The sequence below is a fragment of the Sphingobium phenoxybenzoativorans genome (assembly GCF_001757355.1).
GTDB lineage: Bacteria > Pseudomonadota > Alphaproteobacteria > Sphingomonadales > Sphingomonadaceae > Sphingobium > Sphingobium phenoxybenzoativorans.
Map to the genome: position 1 here is coordinate 1 of NZ_MINO01000083.1, position 14926 is coordinate 14926.

A 14926-nucleotide genomic window follows, 5' to 3' on the forward strand; every position below is an offset into this window, starting at 1 on the left:
GCCGCAGAGGCTCCTGCGGCCGAGGAAGCGCCCGCCCCGGAACCGGCGCCGGCCGCCAAGCCCAAGCGCAGCCGCGCCAAGAAGGCCGCGCCCGTCGCCGAGGAAGCGGCTCCGGCAGAGGAAACGCCAGAGGCGGAAGCTCCGGTCTCCAGCCTCGCCAGCGCCAATGCGGGCGAGTTCGTCAGCGGCGCGCCCGCCGATGAGGAAACCGCGGAGGACGGCACGCCGCGTCGCGGCTGGTGGCAGCGCACCTTCGGCGCATAGACGCTCAGGACGCCCGGCCCCTTCCATGACGCGAAGGGGCCGGACGCCTTTCACGCGGCGTTCATCGCCCTTCTGTCAGGAGGCGCAGGCATGACGGGACAATCCGCTCCGAACGCCCTGCCGGGGAGCAGGACGCTGCTTCGGCTGCTGGCCGTTCTGCTATGCTCCTTCGCCCTGATGGCGCGCCCGGCGCTGGCCCAACAGATATTGCGCGACGCCGAAACCGAAGCGCTGTTCAACGACATTTCCCGCCCGCTGATCACGGCGGCGAAGCTCGACCCCAAAAATGTCCAGGTCCTGCTGATCAATGATCCGGAGATCAACGCTTTCGTCGCGGGCGGCCAATATGTCTGGATGCATAGCGGCCTGATCGCGTCGGCCGACGATGTGAACCAGGTGCAGGGCGTTATCGCCCATGAGCTTGGCCATATCGAGGGCGGCCATATCATCCGTTCGGCGGAGGGGATGAAGGCCGCGACTGGCATCACCCTGCTCAGCCTGGTCCTTGGCGCGGCGGCGATCGCGGCGGGCGGCGGCGAGGCGGGCATGGGCATCATGGCCGCCGGACAGCAGGCGGCGATGGGCAAATATCTCGCTTTCTCCCGCACGCAGGAAAGCTCCGCAGACCTTGCCGGCGCACGCTATCTGAGCGCTGCGGGGCTGAGCGGCAAGGGCAGCCTGGCCTTCTTCAAGAAGCTGCAGAATCTGGAATATCGCCTCGCCATCCCGCAGGATGACAGCTACGCCCGCACCCACCCCCTGTCGGGTGAGCGCATCGCGGTGCTGCGTGAAGTCTATGAGCCGGACCCGGCCTGGAACAAGCCGGTCGATCCCCAATTGGAGGCGCGGTTCGAACGGGTGAAGGCGAAGCTTGTCGGCTTCGTATCCGACCCAACCCGCACGCTGCAGGTCTACCCGGAAAGCGACCAGACGATCCCGGCGCACTATGCCCGCGCCTATGCCTGGCACAAGAGCGCCTACCCGGACAAGGCGATGCAGGAGGTGCGCGCCTTGCTCGCCGCGCAGCCGCACGACCCCTATTTCCTGGAGCTGGAAGGGCAGATATTGCTGGAAAGCGGCCGCCCGGCGGAGGCCATCGCGCCGCTGCGCGAGGCGGTGGCGCGGTCCAACAATCAGCCGCTGATCGCCGTGCTGCTGGGCCATGCGCTGATCGCCAGCGAGGACGATAATAATTTCAAGGAGGCCGAGCAGGTGCTGCGCACCGCCGTCGCCCGCGACCGGGAAAATCCCTTCGCCTGGTATCAGCTTGGGGTCGTCTATGAACGGCGCGGGGACACGCCGCGCGCCGCCCTCGCCACGGCCGAACGCTACCAGATGCAGGGCAATGACCAGTTGGCGCTGTTGAACGCGGATCAGGCGATGCAGGGCCTGAAGGAAGGCACCACCGACTGGCTTCGCGCGCAGGACATCGCCATGGTGTCCCGCTCCGCCGTCGAAGGCAACCGGAAGAAAAGACGATGAACACCCCCCGGCCCGGCCTCCGGGCAGCCCTTTCGAACAGGACCATACAGATGATGCTAGGCGGAACCGTGTTTATCGCGGCGGCGGCGAGCGCGGCGCTCGCCATGCAGGCGCCCGCCACGGTGAATATGGCCGACAAGGCGGCGATCGAGAAGATCGTCCACGACTATATCCTCGAACATCCCGAAATCATCCCGCAGGCGATTGAAAAGCTGCAGGGCAAGCGCACCGGCGCACTGATCGGCCAGAACCGCTCCGCCATCGAAACGCCGTTCGCGGGCGCATGGGAAGGGGCGGAGAAGGGCGATGTCACCGTCGTCGAATTTTTCGACTATGCCTGCGGTTATTGCCGCGCCTCGCTGCCCGACCTTGCGAAGCTGGTTGCGGCCGACAAGGGCGTGAAGGTGGTCTATCGCGAACTGCCGATCCTGTCGGCGGCCAGCGGCGACGCGGCGAAGGTCAGCCTGCTCGCGGCGGAGAAGGGCAAATATATGCCCTTCCACAAGGCGCTTTACGGCGCGGGCAAGGTGACGCGCGACACCATTTTCGCGGCGGCCGCGGGCGTCGGCATAGACCGCAAGGCGGCGGAGGCGGCGATGGTGTCCAAAACCTATGATGCCGAGGTCGAATCGAATATGAGCCTCGCCCAGAAGCTGCAGGCGACCGGCACCCCGACCTTCGTGGTTGGCGACCAGGTGCTGAGCGGCGCGGTCGGCTATGACGCGCTGAAGGAAGCGGTGGACAAGGCGCGGGCGGCGAAGGCTGGGGGGTGAGCCTAAGCACTCTTCCTTTCTCTGGGAGGGTATGAAGTGATTGGCATTCTCCTCCGTTCGCCCTGAGCTTGTCGAAGGGCTGCCCTTTCTTCAAGTAAGGCAGTGCTTCGACAAGCTCAGCACGAACGGTTTTATTTAACGCCCCCCAAACACCACCACATCATCCCCCGCCTTCCACGGCGGCAGGCGCAGCATCGCGCGCGCGAACAGGTCCGACCCGATATGGCCGGCCAGCCAGCGCTGGAGATGCGGCAGGGGCTGCGCGTCGAACCAGGCCTGATCCGTCGCCGCGAACTGGCGGATGAAGGGGAATGTCGCGATGTCGGCGATCCCCGCTACATCTCCGCAAAGCTGCCGATCTCCAACCTTACTGCCCGCCGCCAGCCGGGCGTCCATCTCCAAGAGGATCGTCAGCCCCGCCGCCCGGTGCTCCGCGGGGTCGGACCCGTGGCGGCCGGGATATTTATAGCGGTCCAGATGCTGCTTGAACGGCCCGTCATTGCGCGCGATCAGCGCGGCGTCGTCCCGCGCCAGCCAGCCAAGCGGATCGCTTTGCGCCAATGCCCAGCGCATGATGTCCAGGCTCTCGTCGATCACTCCGCCATCGGGCAGGACCAGCACCGGCACCGTCCCCTTGGGCGAGGCAGTCAGCATCTGCGCCGGTTTGTCGCGCAGCACAACCTCGCGCAATTCCACCGCGATCCCGCTCGCCAACAGACCCATCCGCGCCCGCATCGCATAGGGGCAGCGGCGGAAACTGTAGAGGATGGGGTGGGTCATGGGAGGGCATTAGCGGAATGTGCGTAAGGTGGGGGAAGAATCTCCCCTCCCTTTTAGGGAGGGGCAGGGGGTGGGTTGCGAACGCAGTGAGCGCTGCTAGCTATCCCGGAGATGCCGCCGCTGAAGCGGCGGACCCACCCCTCGATTGGAGTCACGCGCCTCCAATCGACTCTCCCTGGGAGGGAGGGGAGATTTACCGGACACCTATCCCCGTTCGCCTTGAGCTTGTTGAAGGGCTGTTTTTTCTGTCCGAAAATCCGGCGTGCTCCTGCGAAAGCAGGAGCCCAGATCAAACGCCGGGGCTGGGCTCCTGCTTTCGCAGGAGCACGCATTTAATTCACGCTGGTCGCCAACTTTAAAGACAACCCTCCGGCAAGCGCAGGGCGAACGGTTTTGTAAACCGGTGCCCTTCCAAACATTTCCTACCACCCCACTGGCGCGCAGCGCCGCGCCCTGCCATTACCACGGCCCATGCGCCTCCCCGGTCCCTCGGAACCCTTTCTGCTGCTGGACGATGCCCGCGTCACTGGCGCGGCGCCATCCCGGCTGTATCGCGACCCGGTGGAGATTGTCTGCGCACGCACCCCGGCGGAGGTGCAGCCCGCGCTCGACCGCATTGGAGAGGCGCGGGACGATGGCCTGCACGCCGCCGGATATCTCGCCTATGAGGCCGGCTATGCGCTGGAGGAGCGGCTGTGCCCGCTGGCCGAACCAGGTCCGATGCCGCTGCTCTGGTTCGGCCTGTTCGACGGCGTGCGCTTCGTCGCGCCGGAGGATGTGCCTGCTTTGCTCCCCCCCGCCGGGGACGCCGCCGCCGGGCCGCTCCGCCCGCTGATCGGCCGCGACGCCTATTTCGCCGCCTTCGCCGAAGTGCAGGAGCGCATCCGCGCCGGTGACATCTATCAGGCGAACCTGACCTTCCCATGCGAGGTGGACGTAACCGGCGACCCGCTGGCGCTTTACGCCGCCATCCGTCCGCGCGCGCGGGGCGGCTATGGCGGCATCGTCCATACCGGCGACCATTGGCTGCTGTCCTTCTCGCCGGAGCTGTTCTTCACGCTGGCGAGCGGCCAGCTCACCGCCCGGCCGATGAAGGGCACCGCCGTCCGCGAGGCCGATCCCGCCACGGACGCCGCCGCCATCGTCCATCTGCGCGAGGACCCCAAGCAGCGCGCCGAAAACCTCATGATCGTCGACCTGCTGCGCAATGACCTGTCCCGCGTGTCGCTGGCGGGCAGCGTGACGGTGCCGGACCTGTTCAAGGTGGAGACCTATCCCACGGTCCACCAGATGATTTCCACCGTCCGCGCGCGGATATTGCCCGGCCTGTCGGCGGTGGACGTGCTGCGCGCCATCTTCCCCTGCGGATCGGTGACGGGCGCGCCGAAGATGCGGGCGATGGAGGTGATCGCGCTGACCGAATCCTTTTCGCGCGGGCCTTATACCGGCGCGATCGGCCGGATCGACGCGGACGGCAATGCGGCCTTCAACGTCGCCATCCGCACCCTCTCCCTCGCCGATGGCGACCGCACCGCCCGCATCGGCCTTGGCTCCGGCGTGGTCGCGGATTCGCAGGCGGAGGCGGAGTGGCGGGAATGCCTGGCGAAAGGGCGGTTCCTGGCGGGGGTTTAGGCCCCTACTCTCCATTGCATCAACACCCGTCATCCCGGCGGAAGCCGGGACCCATCTCTCCTTCATGCGCCTTGGCCGCCCAAGGCGAGATGGGTCCCGGATCAAGTCCGGGATGACGAGGGGGTAAACATCGCACCGTGCGGTCCGCGCACGAAATAGCCTGTGGATCAAAGGCCATAGACCCTTGCGCCCACCCGAAGCGGAGTTACTGTGCGCCGCTTATATTCGACAGACGAGGATCGATCTGGTGGGTTTTGCCGACGGGCGTTTCGATTTGCTGGAAACGATGGCGTTCGATCCGGTGGAGGGCATCCCCCTCCTCGAATATCATCTGCGCCGGCTGGAAAGCAGCGCGAAGGCGCTGGACTTCGCGTTTGACCGGCATGGCGCGCGCAACGAGCTTCAGGCCGCGACCTTCCGCGTGCGCGACCGCAGCCGGGTGCGCATGCTGGTGTCGAACAAGGGATCGGTGGCGATAGAGGTGCGCGCCCACCGCACCTGGCCGCAGGCGATCGTACCCGTGGCCGTGGTGCAGCGCCCGGCCGGCAGCGACGACCCCCGCCTGCGCCACAAGACCACGGACCGGACGGTGTATCGCGAGGCGCTGGCGGCGGGCGGTACGTTCGAAGTGCTGATGGCCGATGCGGATGGATATCTGACCGAAGGCTGCTTCAGCTCCATCTTCGTGGAACGCGACAGCAAGCTGGTGACGCCGCCTTTGTCCCGCGGCGTACTCCCCGGCGTCCTGCGCGAAAGCCTGATCGCGATGGGCGAGGCGATCGAAGGGGATTTAAGGCCGCACGACCTGGAGAAGGGGTTCTTCATCGGCAATGCGGCGCGCGGGATGGTGGCGGCGACGTTGGTTTGAGGGGGTATGGTACACTACATGGGTAATTGGGTTGTTAATACTGCCACACTGCTAAGTGTGACAGTATTAGTAGATAAAAATCTTATTTTTGAATTAGTTTCGGCCTAATAAATATGAAGATAGCCTGAGCGTCTTGCAGCTTGTTGGCGCTTTCGTGCAGCTCTGTCGCGTGCACGGACGCCCTCAGGCCGGATCTCGCAGTCAAGATCATAGAGCGATGCTTTTCCCATATTAAAGCCAGCATTGAGTGCTTCGCGACCATACTCATCCTTATGCGGTTTTACATCAAAACCTGCATGAATGGCCGCAGCGATCAGCAATCCATTCGATACATAGATCGGCCCAAGCTCTTCCCCATCAGGATAACTGCAAGCATAGTTCTCAGCCACATGCTTTAACCAATAGCTATTGGTCGCTGGACGAATTGTTTTTGTTTTTTGAACCCTCGAAACAAATGCAAGACTCGCTAAAAATGGTTCTGTAGAGAAATCGCTAAAAAACTCGTCGCGTAATTTATCAAACAGCAGGCGTCGTTTGATTGCTGTATCTCCAGGTCGCCATTGGCCTATACCGAAGCCGGTACTTGTAAGGGTTGGATATAGAGTTGCGACATTTGCGAGCGCCGCTTTTGCCACGGCTCGATATAGGGTCGAACCGGAAACAGAAAAATCATGTTGTTCTAAGTAATGATTGAAAGCTAGGCCATCGGTATTAGCTTTAATTTCGGCATTTGATGACAGGTCAGCTAGTAACGACGCATAAGTTCGATAGCCAAGACCTCGCGCCATGGCTTCGCATCGATGTGAGGATTTGACATTGGGTAAAGCGTTAGTCAGCGCAGTTTTAATGATATTTAAGGATACAGATGTGAGGGAAATATAGAGATGGAACACGGAACACCTTCGTTTCCGGGCATTGCTGTTCGCCGATTACGCAGCAGCCCGATGAGAAGGGGTTGCTAGTCCAAGATAACAAAAAAGAAGCGTTTGACCCGGCGACAGGTCACAGGTGCTTAGCCCGAGCTAAGCATACCGGTCCTTTTGTCCTCCTTCAAGAAGTAAGTCTCGCCCTCCATCCCCGGTTGCCCCCTGCCCCGTTGCGCTCTATGGAACCGCGCGTCCGTAAGGGCGCCGCACTACACACCATCCATAAAGAGAAACGCCGATGACGAAGACGTCCGCAGCCCTTGGCCGCATCCAGCCCAGCGCCACCCTCGCCATGTCCGCGCGCGTGACCGCGCTGAAAGCCGCTGGCGTTGACGTGATTGGCCTGTCGGCGGGTGAGCCGGACTTCGACACGCCGGATTTCGTGAAGGAAGCGGGCATTGCGGCGATCCGCAGCGGCCAGACCAAATATACCGATGTCGACGGCACCGCTGCGCTGAAGGATGCAGTCGCGCTGAAGTTTAAGCGCGACAATGGCCTGATCTATGAACGCGGCCAGATCAGCGTCAATTCCGGCGGCAAGCATACTTTGTTCAACGCGCTGGTCGCGACCGTCGAGGCGGGCGACGAGGTGATCATCCCGGCCCCCTATTGGGTCAGCTATCCCGACATTGTGAATTTCGCGGGCGGAACCCCGGTGTTCATCGAGGGACCGGCGGCGCAGGGGTACAAGATCACCCCGGCGCAGCTTGACGCGGCGATCACGCCCCGGACCAAGTGGGTGATGCTGAATTCGCCGTCCAACCCCTCCGGCGCGGCCTATTCGGCGGACGAGTTGAAGGCGCTGGGCGAGGTGCTGCTGCGCCATCCGCATGTGCTGGTGATGACGGACGACATGTATGAGCATGTCTGGTACGCGCCGTCGCCCTTCGCCACCATCGCGCAGGTGTGCCCGGACCTGTATGAGCGCACGCTGACGGTGAATGGCTGTTCCAAGGCTTTCTCCATGACCGGCTGGCGCATCGGTTTCGCGGGCGGGCCGCAATGGATCATCAAGGCGATGGCGAAGCTGCAGTCGCAGTCGACCAGCAACCCCTGCTCGATCAGCCAGGCGGCCGCCGCGGCGGCGCTGACCGGCGACCAGGAGTTTCTGGAGGAGCGCAATGCGGTGTTCAAGCGGCGGCGCGACATGGTCGTCGCCATGCTGAACGACGCGCCGGGCCTGTCCTGCCCCACGCCGGAGGGCGCCTTCTACGTCTATCCCGACGCCAGCGGCGTGATCGGCAAGACGACGCCGAAGGGCGTGAAGATCGATTCGGACGAGGCGCTGATCGGCTATTTCCTCGACGAAGCGAAGGTGGCGGCGGTACATGGCGCGGCGTTCGGCCTCAGCCCGGCCTTCCGCATCAGCTATGCGACATCCGACGAGCTGTTGAAAAAGGCGTGCACCCGCATTCAGGAAGCCTGCGCCGCGCTGAAGTGAGGGACGGGTTCTAGGCCACGGCGTGCTCCTGCGAAAGCAGGAGCCCAGTTCAGACGGTGGGCCTGGGCTCCTGCTTTCGCAGGAGCACGTTGTGTGCGGCGGCAAGGCGGGGCCTAAATTTTTCCGGGTGGTCCTTGAACCGGGGCGTCGCTTCCCTAAATCCCCGTTGCGTTATGCAACCTATCTGAGCGTTCGTCGATGCAATCGGCGATTTGGGCGACAAGCTGTGTCGTCAGGCATTTCGTTCAGACAGGGGCAATGCGAATTTTTTAAACCGCTTCGTAACCCGCGACGGGCATGGCCCGAATAGGTGCGAGACCAGGAAAGGCAGCGACATGATCGCATTCTTCAAATCCGACATGTTCCGCAACTTTGCGGGCGGGTTCGTGTTGGGCACGATAGGCATCCTGGCGTTGCAGATGACGGAGTCGCACCATGACCAGCCAGCCAGGCCATCGGCCGGATATAGCAGTGTCGTCCAGGCCAGCCCGCCTCCGGCGAGCGTTAAGGCAGCGCTTTAGTCCTTTCCTGCTGGCCGCTGCCGTGGGCGGCGGCATGACGGGCGGGGTGTGGGCGCTGTCGCCCGGCCTGCTGCCCCCGGCGCTGGCGGCGGAAAGCGCCGTCCTTGCCCCGGTCCCGAAAATCGATGCCATACCTGCACGCAAGCTGGAAACCGCTGTGTTTGCCGGTGGCTGCTATTGGGGCGTCGAGGGCGTATTCTCCCATGTGAAGGGCGTTAAGCTGGCCGTCTCCGGCTTTGCGGGCGGGCCGCGCACCATGAAGGTCGATTATGACCGGGTGGGCGAGGGCGACACCGGTTACGCCGAGTCCGTCCGCGTCACCTATGATCCGCAGGTGGTGAGTTACGGCGCGCTGCTGCGCATCTTCTTCTCGGTGATCGCCGACCCTACGACTTTGAACTATCAGGGTCCCGACCATGGCACGCAATATCGCAGCGCGCTGTTCCCGTTGAATGCGGAGCAGGCGAAGGCCGCGAACGCCTATCTGGCGCAGTTGGGCCAAGCGAAGCTGTGGAACGGCCCGATCGTGACGAAGGTGGAGCGCTTCACTGGCTTTCAGGACGGCCCGGCCTATCACCAGAACTTCCTGGAGCGTAACCCGCGCCATCCCTATATCCTGCGCTGGGACGCGCAGAAGGTGGCGGCGCTGAAGCAGTTGTTTCCGCAATACTATAGCGAGCGGCCGTCGGCGTAGCTCTGTTGTTGATAGCCCAAAACGCGGTGTGCTCCTGCGAAGGCAGGAGCCCAGTCCTACCGTCGGAACTGGGCTCCTGCCTTCGCAGGAGCACATATTTTCCATCTGTCTGAGCAAATTCCGGTAAGAACCGGCTGTTACTTCGGCGCGAGCACCATCAGCATCTGGCGGCCTTCCATACGGGGATAGGCCTCGACCTTGCCATCGTCGGTCGTGTCCTCCGCCACGCGCTGCAGCAGGGCCATGCCGAGCTGCTGGTGGGAAAGCTCGCGGCCGCGGAAGCGCAGGGTGATCTTCACCTTGTCGCCATCGCTCAGAAAGTCATGGACCTTCTTCATCTTCGTCTCATAGTCATGATCGTCGATGTTCGGACGCATCTTGATCTCTTTGAGTTCCTGCGTCTTCTGGGTCTTGCGGGCGATATTCGCCTTCTTCTGCGCCTCATATTTGAACTTGCCGATGTCGAGGAACTTGCAGACGGGCGGGTCGGCGTTGGGGGAGACCTCGACCAGATCCAAGCCAACCTCGGCCGCCTGCTCGATCGCTTCCTGCGTAAACATCACGCCCAGATTCTCGCCTTCATCGTCAATCACGCGCACCTTGGGGACGGTGATGAATTCATTGTAGCGAGGGCCGGATTTCGGCATCGGCGCCAGCGGGCGGCGCATCATTGGGGGACGTATAGCAGCTTCTCCTGTGGTCGTTGACGTACTTTGCGGTGGCTAATAGCGGATTTCATGGAAGGCGAAAAGGGGCGCGGGCCCTCGGCATCCGAAGGACTCGCACCCTGTGGCATCCATGCCTCACCGCATATCGGGAGGCAGCGCCTCTTTTGCAAGCCGTTCAATGGCTTCTTCCAGCGAAAGCATGGTCTGCGCCTGGCTGCCGAGTGTGCGGAGAGCCACGGTGCCCTCATCCGCCTCGCGCTTGCCGACGACCAGCAGGTTTGGGACTTTTGCAAGGCTGTGCTCGCGCACCTTGTAGTTGATCTTCTCGTTCCGCACGTCGATTTCTGCCCGGATTCCGGCGTTGCGCAGCTTCTCCACGACCTGATGCGCATAATCGTCGGCGTCCGACACGATGGTCGCGACGACCGCCTGTACGGGGGCCAGCCAGGCCGGGAAGCGCCCCGCATGATGCTCGATCAGGATGCCGATGAACCGCTCGAACGTGCCCAGGATGGCGCGGTGGAGCATGATCGGCCGGTGCCGCTCGCCATCCTCGCCGACATAGCTGGCGTCGAGTCGCTCCGGCAGCACTGTGTCGGTTTGCAACGTGCCGCACTGCCATGTCCGGCCGATCGCGTCGGTCAGGTGGAATTCCAGCTTCGGCGCGTAGAAGGCGCCCTCGCCGGGCAGTTCCTCCCAGCCATATTCGGGCGTCGCCCGGCCCGCTTCCGCCACGGCGTCGCGCAGCGACTGTTCCGACCAGTCCCACATCTCCTCGGTGCCGAACCGCTTTTCCGGGCGCAACGCCAGCTTGATGGCGTAGCTGTCGAAGCCGAGATCCTTGTAGATCACGTCCAGCAGGTCGCAGAATGCCTTCACCTCGTCGACCAACTGATCGGCGCGCACGAAGATATGGGCGTCGTCCTGCGTGAACTGGCGCACGCGCATGATGCCGTGGAGCGCGCCATGCGCCTCGTTCCGGTGGCAGCAGCCGAATTCGGCCAGGCGCAGGGGCAGGTCGCGATACGACTTGATACCCTGGCGGAAGATCAGGACATGCGCGGGGCAGTTCATGGGCTTCAGCGCCATCATGTCCGCCTCGCCCGACAGCACCGGGCCTTCATCCTCGGTATTGGGCACCTCGTCGGGGACGACGAACATATTCTCGCGATATTTGCCCCAGTGGCCGGACTGCTCCCACTGGCGCGCGTCCATCAACTGCGGCGTCTTAACTTCCTCATAACCTGCGGCGTCGAGGCGACGGCGCATATAGGCCTCCAGCGCGCGCCAGATGATATAGCCCTTCGGATGCCAGAAAACCGACCCCTGCGCCTCCGACTGGAGGTGGAACAGGTCCATTTCCTGCGCGATCTTGCGGTGGTCGCGCTTGGCGGCTTCCTCAAGGCGCAGCAGGTGCGCATCGAGCTGCTTCTTGTTGAGCCAGCCCGTGCCGTAGATGCGCGAGAGCATCGCGTTCTTCTGATCGCCGCGCCAATATGCGCCCGACACGCGCGTCAGCTTGAACGCCTGCGGGTCCAGCTTGCCGGTGGAGGCAAGGTGCGGGCCTCGGCACATGTCATACCAGTCGTTGCCGCTATGATAGACGGTCAGCGGTTCGTCGCCCGACAGTTCACCGGCCCATTCGGCCTTGAACGTCTCGCCCGCTGCGCGCCATTTGGCGATTAGCTCGGCGCGGTCGATTTCCTGCCGCACCAGCGGCTTGTCGGCAGCGATGATCTTGCGCATCGCCTCCTCGATCGCGGGCAGGTCCTCGTCCGTGAACGGGCGATCCTTGGGCGCGAAATCATAATAAAAGCCGTCGTCGGTGGACGGACCGAAGGTGATCTGCGTGCCGGGGAAAAGCTGCTGCACCGCCTCCGCCAGCACATGCGCAAAGTCGTGGCGGGCAAGCTCCAGCGCATCCGCCTCATCCCGCGCCGTCACCAGCGCAAGCGCGGAGTCCTGCTCCAGCGGACGCATGATGTCGCGCAATTCGCCATCGACCCGCGCCGCGATGGCCGCCTTGGCCAGCCCCGGCCCGATCGCCGCCGCGATGTCCGCCGGGGTAGTGCCGGGCGCAACTTCGCGCACGGAACCATCGGGCAGGGTGATCTTCAGCATCTGGGACATGGCGGGGATATGGGCTTTCGTGGCGAAATTATAAGCGCCCTGCCATGTCCAGCGGCGGCGGCGAAGTCAAGCGGGGGCGAGTCTGTGCGCTATAGCTGTCACCACTTCTTCTTTCCTGTCATAGCGTTTCCATGCCCAGTTACTTCCCCCGCCCCGATGGCCTGCGCCTTGCCTATCATCATCATTCCGGCGTTGGCCCGGCGGTGGTGTTCCTGCCCGGATATATGTCCGACATGGAGGGTGGGAAGGCGCTGGCGGTCGAGGCGTGGGCGGTCGCGCAGGGGCGCGAGGCGCTGCGGCTCGACTATTCGGGGTGCGGGGCGAGCGACGGGGCGTTTGAGGACGGGACGCTGGATATCTGGCGCGACGATGCGCTGATGTTGATCGATGCGCTGGTCGCCGGGCCGTTCATTGTCGTGGGATCGTCAATGGGCGGGTGGCTGGCGCTGCTGATCGCGCTGGCCCGGCCGGATCGGGTTGCCGGGCTGGTCGGAATCGCCGCCGCGCCGGATTTCACCGACTGGGGCTTTTCCGAAGCGGAGATCGCGGAGATGGAGGCGAATGGGAAGCTGGTCGAGGATACGCCCTATTGCGACGATCCCTATGTGACAACACTGGCGTTCCGCAATTCGGGGCAGGCGAACCTGTTGCTCGGCGGGGGCGAGATCGGCATCGATTGTCCGGTCCGGCTGCTGCAGGGGCAGGAGGACCCGGACGTGCCGTGGCGGACGGCGCTGCGGATCGCGGAGGGCGTGCGTTCATCCGATGTGCAGGCCGTGCTGATTAAGGATGGCGACCATCGCCTGTCCCGCGATGCGGACATTGCCTTGCTGATCCGCACCATCGCCCAAATGCCGGAACCTTCATGATCCTGACAGCCATTCTTCTGATGATGCAGGCCTATTCGCCGGAGACGGAGGCGGTGATGAACCGGTCGCGCCAGCGGGCGGCGGAGAAGCGCGCGGCGAAGGCGGAAGAAGCGGCGGCGGGCGGCAATGCCGCCGCGAGCAGCAATGCGCGGCAGGGCGTGGACAAGCCGCTGCCCATGCCGCCACAGGCCGCGGCGAAATTTCAGGGATGCCTGGACGCGAGCGTCGCCGATCCCGACGCCGGGGTCCGCTTTGCAGAGGCATGGCGGATCGACGGCGGTGGGTTCCATGCGCGCGAGTGCATGGGTTTTGCGCTGGCGCGGGCGGAGCGCTGGCCCGCGGCGCTGGTCGCGCTGGAACAGGCGGCGGACGAGGCGGAGCGCGCGGGCAGCATGCAGGACGGGGCGCGGCTGTGGGCGCAGGCGGGCAATGCCGCGCTGGCCGGGGGCGACGCCGCCAAGGCCAAGAGCAATTTCGACGCGGCGCTGGTGCGCGGCCTGCCCGACGGGATCGCCAAGGGTGAGGTGCAGCTTGACCGGGCGCGGGCGCGGGTCGCGCTGGGCGACCTGCCGGCGGCGCGCACCGACCTGGACGGGGCGCTGGCGCTGGTGCCGCAGGACCCGCTCGCCTGGCTGCTGTCGGCGACGCTGGCGCGGCGGATGAACGAACTGGCGCTGGCGCAGAAACATATAGCGCAGGCGGTGAAGCTGTCGCCCGACGACGCCTCCGTCGCGCTGGAGGAGGGCAATATCGCCATCCTGTCCAGCAATGAGGATGTCGCGAAGCTGGCGTGGGAGCGTGCGGTGAAGCTGGCCCCGCAAAGCGTGGCGGGCAAGGCTGCGACGGCCAATCTGGCGCAACTGGCGGCGGAAAAGCCAGCGAAATAGGCCCACGCCCTTCTCCTTGGGGCTGGCATATCCTATTTAGCGGCTGACGGTATCCCACCCCGCCCATCCCGCCGGAGTCGCTTTTCCCATGCCCAAATATCTGCACAGCATGATCCGTGTGACGGACGTCGACGCCACCGTGCGCTTCTTCAACCTGCTCGGCCTGGAGGAGCAGAAACGCTTCGACAATGAGAAGGGGCGCTATACGCTGGTGTTCCTGGCCGCGCCGGGCGACGAAGCCGCGCAGGTGGAGCTGACCTATAACTGGGACGTGGAGCCTTATGACGGCGGGCGCAATTTCGGCCATCTCGCCTATCGCGTCGAGAATATCTACGACACCTGCCAGAGGCTGATGGATGCCGGGGTGACGATCAACCGGCCGCCGCGCGACGGGCATATGGCCTTTGTCCGCACGCCCGACAATATCTCGATCGAGCTGTTGCAGGACGGGCATCTGGAACCGGCCGAACCCTGGGCGTCCATGCCCAATACCGGCGTCTGGTAAGCGCATGGCTGGCTGGCCCGACCGGCGGTTTCTGGAGAGGATCGGCGTCGATGCGCCGGTCATCCAGGCCCCGATGGCGGGGTCTGGCGGCGTGGAGCTGGCCATCGGCGCGCTGAAGGGGGGCGGGGTCGGGTCGCTGCCCTGCGCGCTGGTTCCGCCCGCCGATATCGCCGGGCAGGTCGCGGCTGTGCGGGCGGCGGCGCCTGGTCCGGTCAACCTCAATTTCTTCTGCCACACCCTGCCCGAAACGGTGGACGATAGCGCCTGGGTGGCGGCGCTGGCGCCCTATTATGCCGAATTTGGCGCCGGGCCGCCCGCCGTGCCGCCGCCGGTGCGCGCGCCGTTCGACGCCGTGCGTTGCGCGGTGGTGGAGGATATCCAGCCGGAGATTGTAAGCTTCCATTTCGGATTGCCCGATGCGGCGCTGCTGGCGCGGGTGAAGGCGACGGGCGCGCAGGTCTGGTCATCGGCGACAAGCGTGGCGGA

General features: G+C 64.3%; 16 protein-coding genes. 12 read left to right on the plus strand and 4 right to left on the minus strand.

From position 1 onward, the window contains the following. The 3 genes from BHQ40_RS26340 to BHQ40_RS21610 form a co-directional block, all read left to right on the plus strand. The coding region (locus tag BHQ40_RS26340; protein ID WP_216094916.1) for a hypothetical protein at nt 1–264 on the plus strand (264 nt) is incomplete at its 5' end. A gap of 90 nt (nt 265–354) precedes the next feature. Then, entirely contained in the window at nt 355–1746 is a 1392-nt protein-coding gene (locus tag BHQ40_RS21605) for a M48 family metalloprotease (protein WP_070157867.1), read from the plus strand. A 50-nt stretch (nt 1747–1796) separates the two neighbouring features. Then, a complete protein-coding gene (locus BHQ40_RS21610; protein WP_070157878.1) occupies nt 1797–2519 on the plus strand; it encodes a DsbA family protein in 723 nt (240 codons plus the stop codon). A gap of 135 nt (nt 2520–2654) precedes the next feature. On the opposite strand, the gene BHQ40_RS21615 is transcribed toward BHQ40_RS21610, so the two are convergent. Further along, nucleotides 2655–3299 (minus strand): glutathione S-transferase, encoded by a 645-nt coding sequence (locus tag BHQ40_RS21615; RefSeq protein ID WP_070157868.1) that lies wholly within the window; start codon nt 3297–3299, stop codon nt 2655–2657. A gap of 471 nt (nt 3300–3770) precedes the next feature. On the opposite strand from BHQ40_RS21615, the gene pabB reads away from it, so the two are divergent. Both pabB and BHQ40_RS21625 read left to right on the plus strand, forming a co-directional pair. After that, nucleotides 3771–4931, plus strand: a complete 1161-nt coding sequence (gene pabB, locus BHQ40_RS21620; protein WP_070157869.1) for an aminodeoxychorismate synthase component I — start codon at nt 3771–3773, stop codon at nt 4929–4931. A gap of 247 nt (nt 4932–5178) precedes the next feature. After that, nucleotides 5179–5799 (plus strand): aminotransferase class IV, encoded by a 621-nt coding sequence (locus tag BHQ40_RS21625; RefSeq protein WP_139139410.1) that lies wholly within the window; start codon nt 5179–5181, stop codon nt 5797–5799. Nucleotides 5800–5903: 104 nt separating this feature from the next. On the opposite strand, the gene BHQ40_RS25875 is transcribed toward BHQ40_RS21625, so the two are convergent. Then, nucleotides 5904–6692, minus strand: a complete 789-nt coding sequence (locus tag BHQ40_RS25875) for a hypothetical protein (protein ID WP_139139411.1) — start codon at nt 6690–6692, stop codon at nt 5904–5906. 271 nt (nt 6693–6963) lie between these two features. On the opposite strand from BHQ40_RS25875, the gene BHQ40_RS21630 reads away from it, so the two are divergent. The 3 genes from BHQ40_RS21630 to msrA all read left to right on the plus strand — a co-directional run bounded on the left by BHQ40_RS21630 (nt 6964) and on the right by msrA (nt 9381). After that, nucleotides 6964–8166: a pyridoxal phosphate-dependent aminotransferase gene (locus BHQ40_RS21630; RefSeq protein WP_070157870.1), complete on the plus strand. Its 1203-nt coding sequence runs from the start codon at nt 6964–6966 to the stop codon at nt 8164–8166. Nucleotides 8167–8501: 335 nt separating this feature from the next. Beyond that, nucleotides 8502–8687: a hypothetical protein gene (locus BHQ40_RS21635; protein ID WP_070157871.1), complete on the plus strand. Its 186-nt coding sequence runs from the start codon at nt 8502–8504 to the stop codon at nt 8685–8687. A 34-nt stretch (nt 8688–8721) separates the two neighbouring features. Next, complete coding sequence (gene msrA, locus BHQ40_RS21640) at nt 8722–9381, plus strand: peptide-methionine (S)-S-oxide reductase MsrA (protein ID WP_070157872.1); 660 nt, start codon at nt 8722–8724, stop codon at nt 9379–9381. Between the two features lie 137 nt (nt 9382–9518). Here msrA and infC read toward each other — a convergent pair whose 3' ends face one another. Both infC and thrS read right to left on the minus strand, forming a co-directional pair. After that, nucleotides 9519–10052 carry a translation initiation factor IF-3 gene (gene infC, locus BHQ40_RS21645; protein WP_070157873.1) on the minus strand — a complete coding sequence of 178 codons (534 nt, stop codon included), beginning with the start codon at nt 10050–10052 and terminating at the stop codon, nt 9519–9521. 132 nt (nt 10053–10184) lie between these two features. Continuing rightward, nucleotides 10185–12179, minus strand: a complete 1995-nt coding sequence (gene thrS / locus BHQ40_RS21650; protein WP_070157874.1) for a threonine--tRNA ligase — start codon at nt 12177–12179, stop codon at nt 10185–10187. Nucleotides 12180–12310: 131 nt separating this feature from the next. Here thrS and BHQ40_RS21655 point away from each other — a divergent pair, with 131 nt between their 5' ends. From BHQ40_RS21655 to BHQ40_RS21670, 4 genes are all read left to right on the plus strand, one after another. Then, the gene (locus tag BHQ40_RS21655; protein WP_070157875.1) at nt 12311–13048 is read left to right on the plus strand and encodes an alpha/beta fold hydrolase; all 738 of its coding nucleotides are present in this window, start codon (nt 12311–12313) and stop codon (nt 13046–13048) included. Next, complete coding sequence (locus BHQ40_RS21660) at nt 13045–13935, plus strand: tetratricopeptide repeat protein (protein WP_070157876.1); 891 nt, start codon at nt 13045–13047, stop codon at nt 13933–13935. Before BHQ40_RS21655 ends, BHQ40_RS21660 begins: the two co-directional genes overlap by 4 nt. 88 nt (nt 13936–14023) lie before the next feature. Next, entirely contained in the window at nt 14024–14440 is a 417-nt protein-coding gene (locus BHQ40_RS21665; RefSeq protein ID WP_070157877.1) for a VOC family protein, read from the plus strand. A gap of 4 nt (nt 14441–14444) precedes the next feature. Beyond that, nucleotides 14445–14926: nitronate monooxygenase (locus BHQ40_RS21670; RefSeq protein ID WP_171905920.1), on the plus strand; the 482-nt coding region annotated here is incomplete at its 3' end.

Bases quoted from the DNA above. Each gene is read 5' to 3' on its own strand.
- BHQ40_RS21605 (WP_070157867.1), top strand. From the start codon at position 355: ATGACGGGACAATCCGCTCCGAACGCCCTGCCGGGGAGCAGGACGCTG.
- BHQ40_RS21610 (WP_070157878.1), top strand. From the start codon at position 1,797: ATGATGCTAGGCGGAACCGTGTTTATCGCGGCGGCGGCGAGCGCGGCG.
- BHQ40_RS21615 (WP_070157868.1), bottom strand. From the start codon at position 3,299: ATGACCCACCCCATCCTCTACAGTTTCCGCCGCTGCCCCTATGCGATG.
- pabB (WP_070157869.1), top strand. From the start codon at position 3,771: ATGCGCCTCCCCGGTCCCTCGGAACCCTTTCTGCTGCTGGACGATGCC.
- BHQ40_RS21630 (WP_070157870.1), top strand. From the start codon at position 6,964: ATGACGAAGACGTCCGCAGCCCTTGGCCGCATCCAGCCCAGCGCCACC.
- BHQ40_RS21635 (WP_070157871.1), top strand. From the start codon at position 8,502: ATGATCGCATTCTTCAAATCCGACATGTTCCGCAACTTTGCGGGCGGG.
- msrA (WP_070157872.1), top strand. From the start codon at position 8,722: ATGACGGGCGGGGTGTGGGCGCTGTCGCCCGGCCTGCTGCCCCCGGCG.
- infC (WP_070157873.1), bottom strand. From the start codon at position 10,052: ATGATGCGCCGCCCGCTGGCGCCGATGCCGAAATCCGGCCCTCGCTAC.
- thrS (WP_070157874.1), bottom strand. From the start codon at position 12,179: ATGTCCCAGATGCTGAAGATCACCCTGCCCGATGGTTCCGTGCGCGAA.
- BHQ40_RS21655 (WP_070157875.1), top strand. From the start codon at position 12,311: ATGCCCAGTTACTTCCCCCGCCCCGATGGCCTGCGCCTTGCCTATCAT.
- BHQ40_RS21660 (WP_070157876.1), top strand. From the start codon at position 13,045: ATGATCCTGACAGCCATTCTTCTGATGATGCAGGCCTATTCGCCGGAG.
- BHQ40_RS21665 (WP_070157877.1), top strand. From the start codon at position 14,024: ATGCCCAAATATCTGCACAGCATGATCCGTGTGACGGACGTCGACGCC.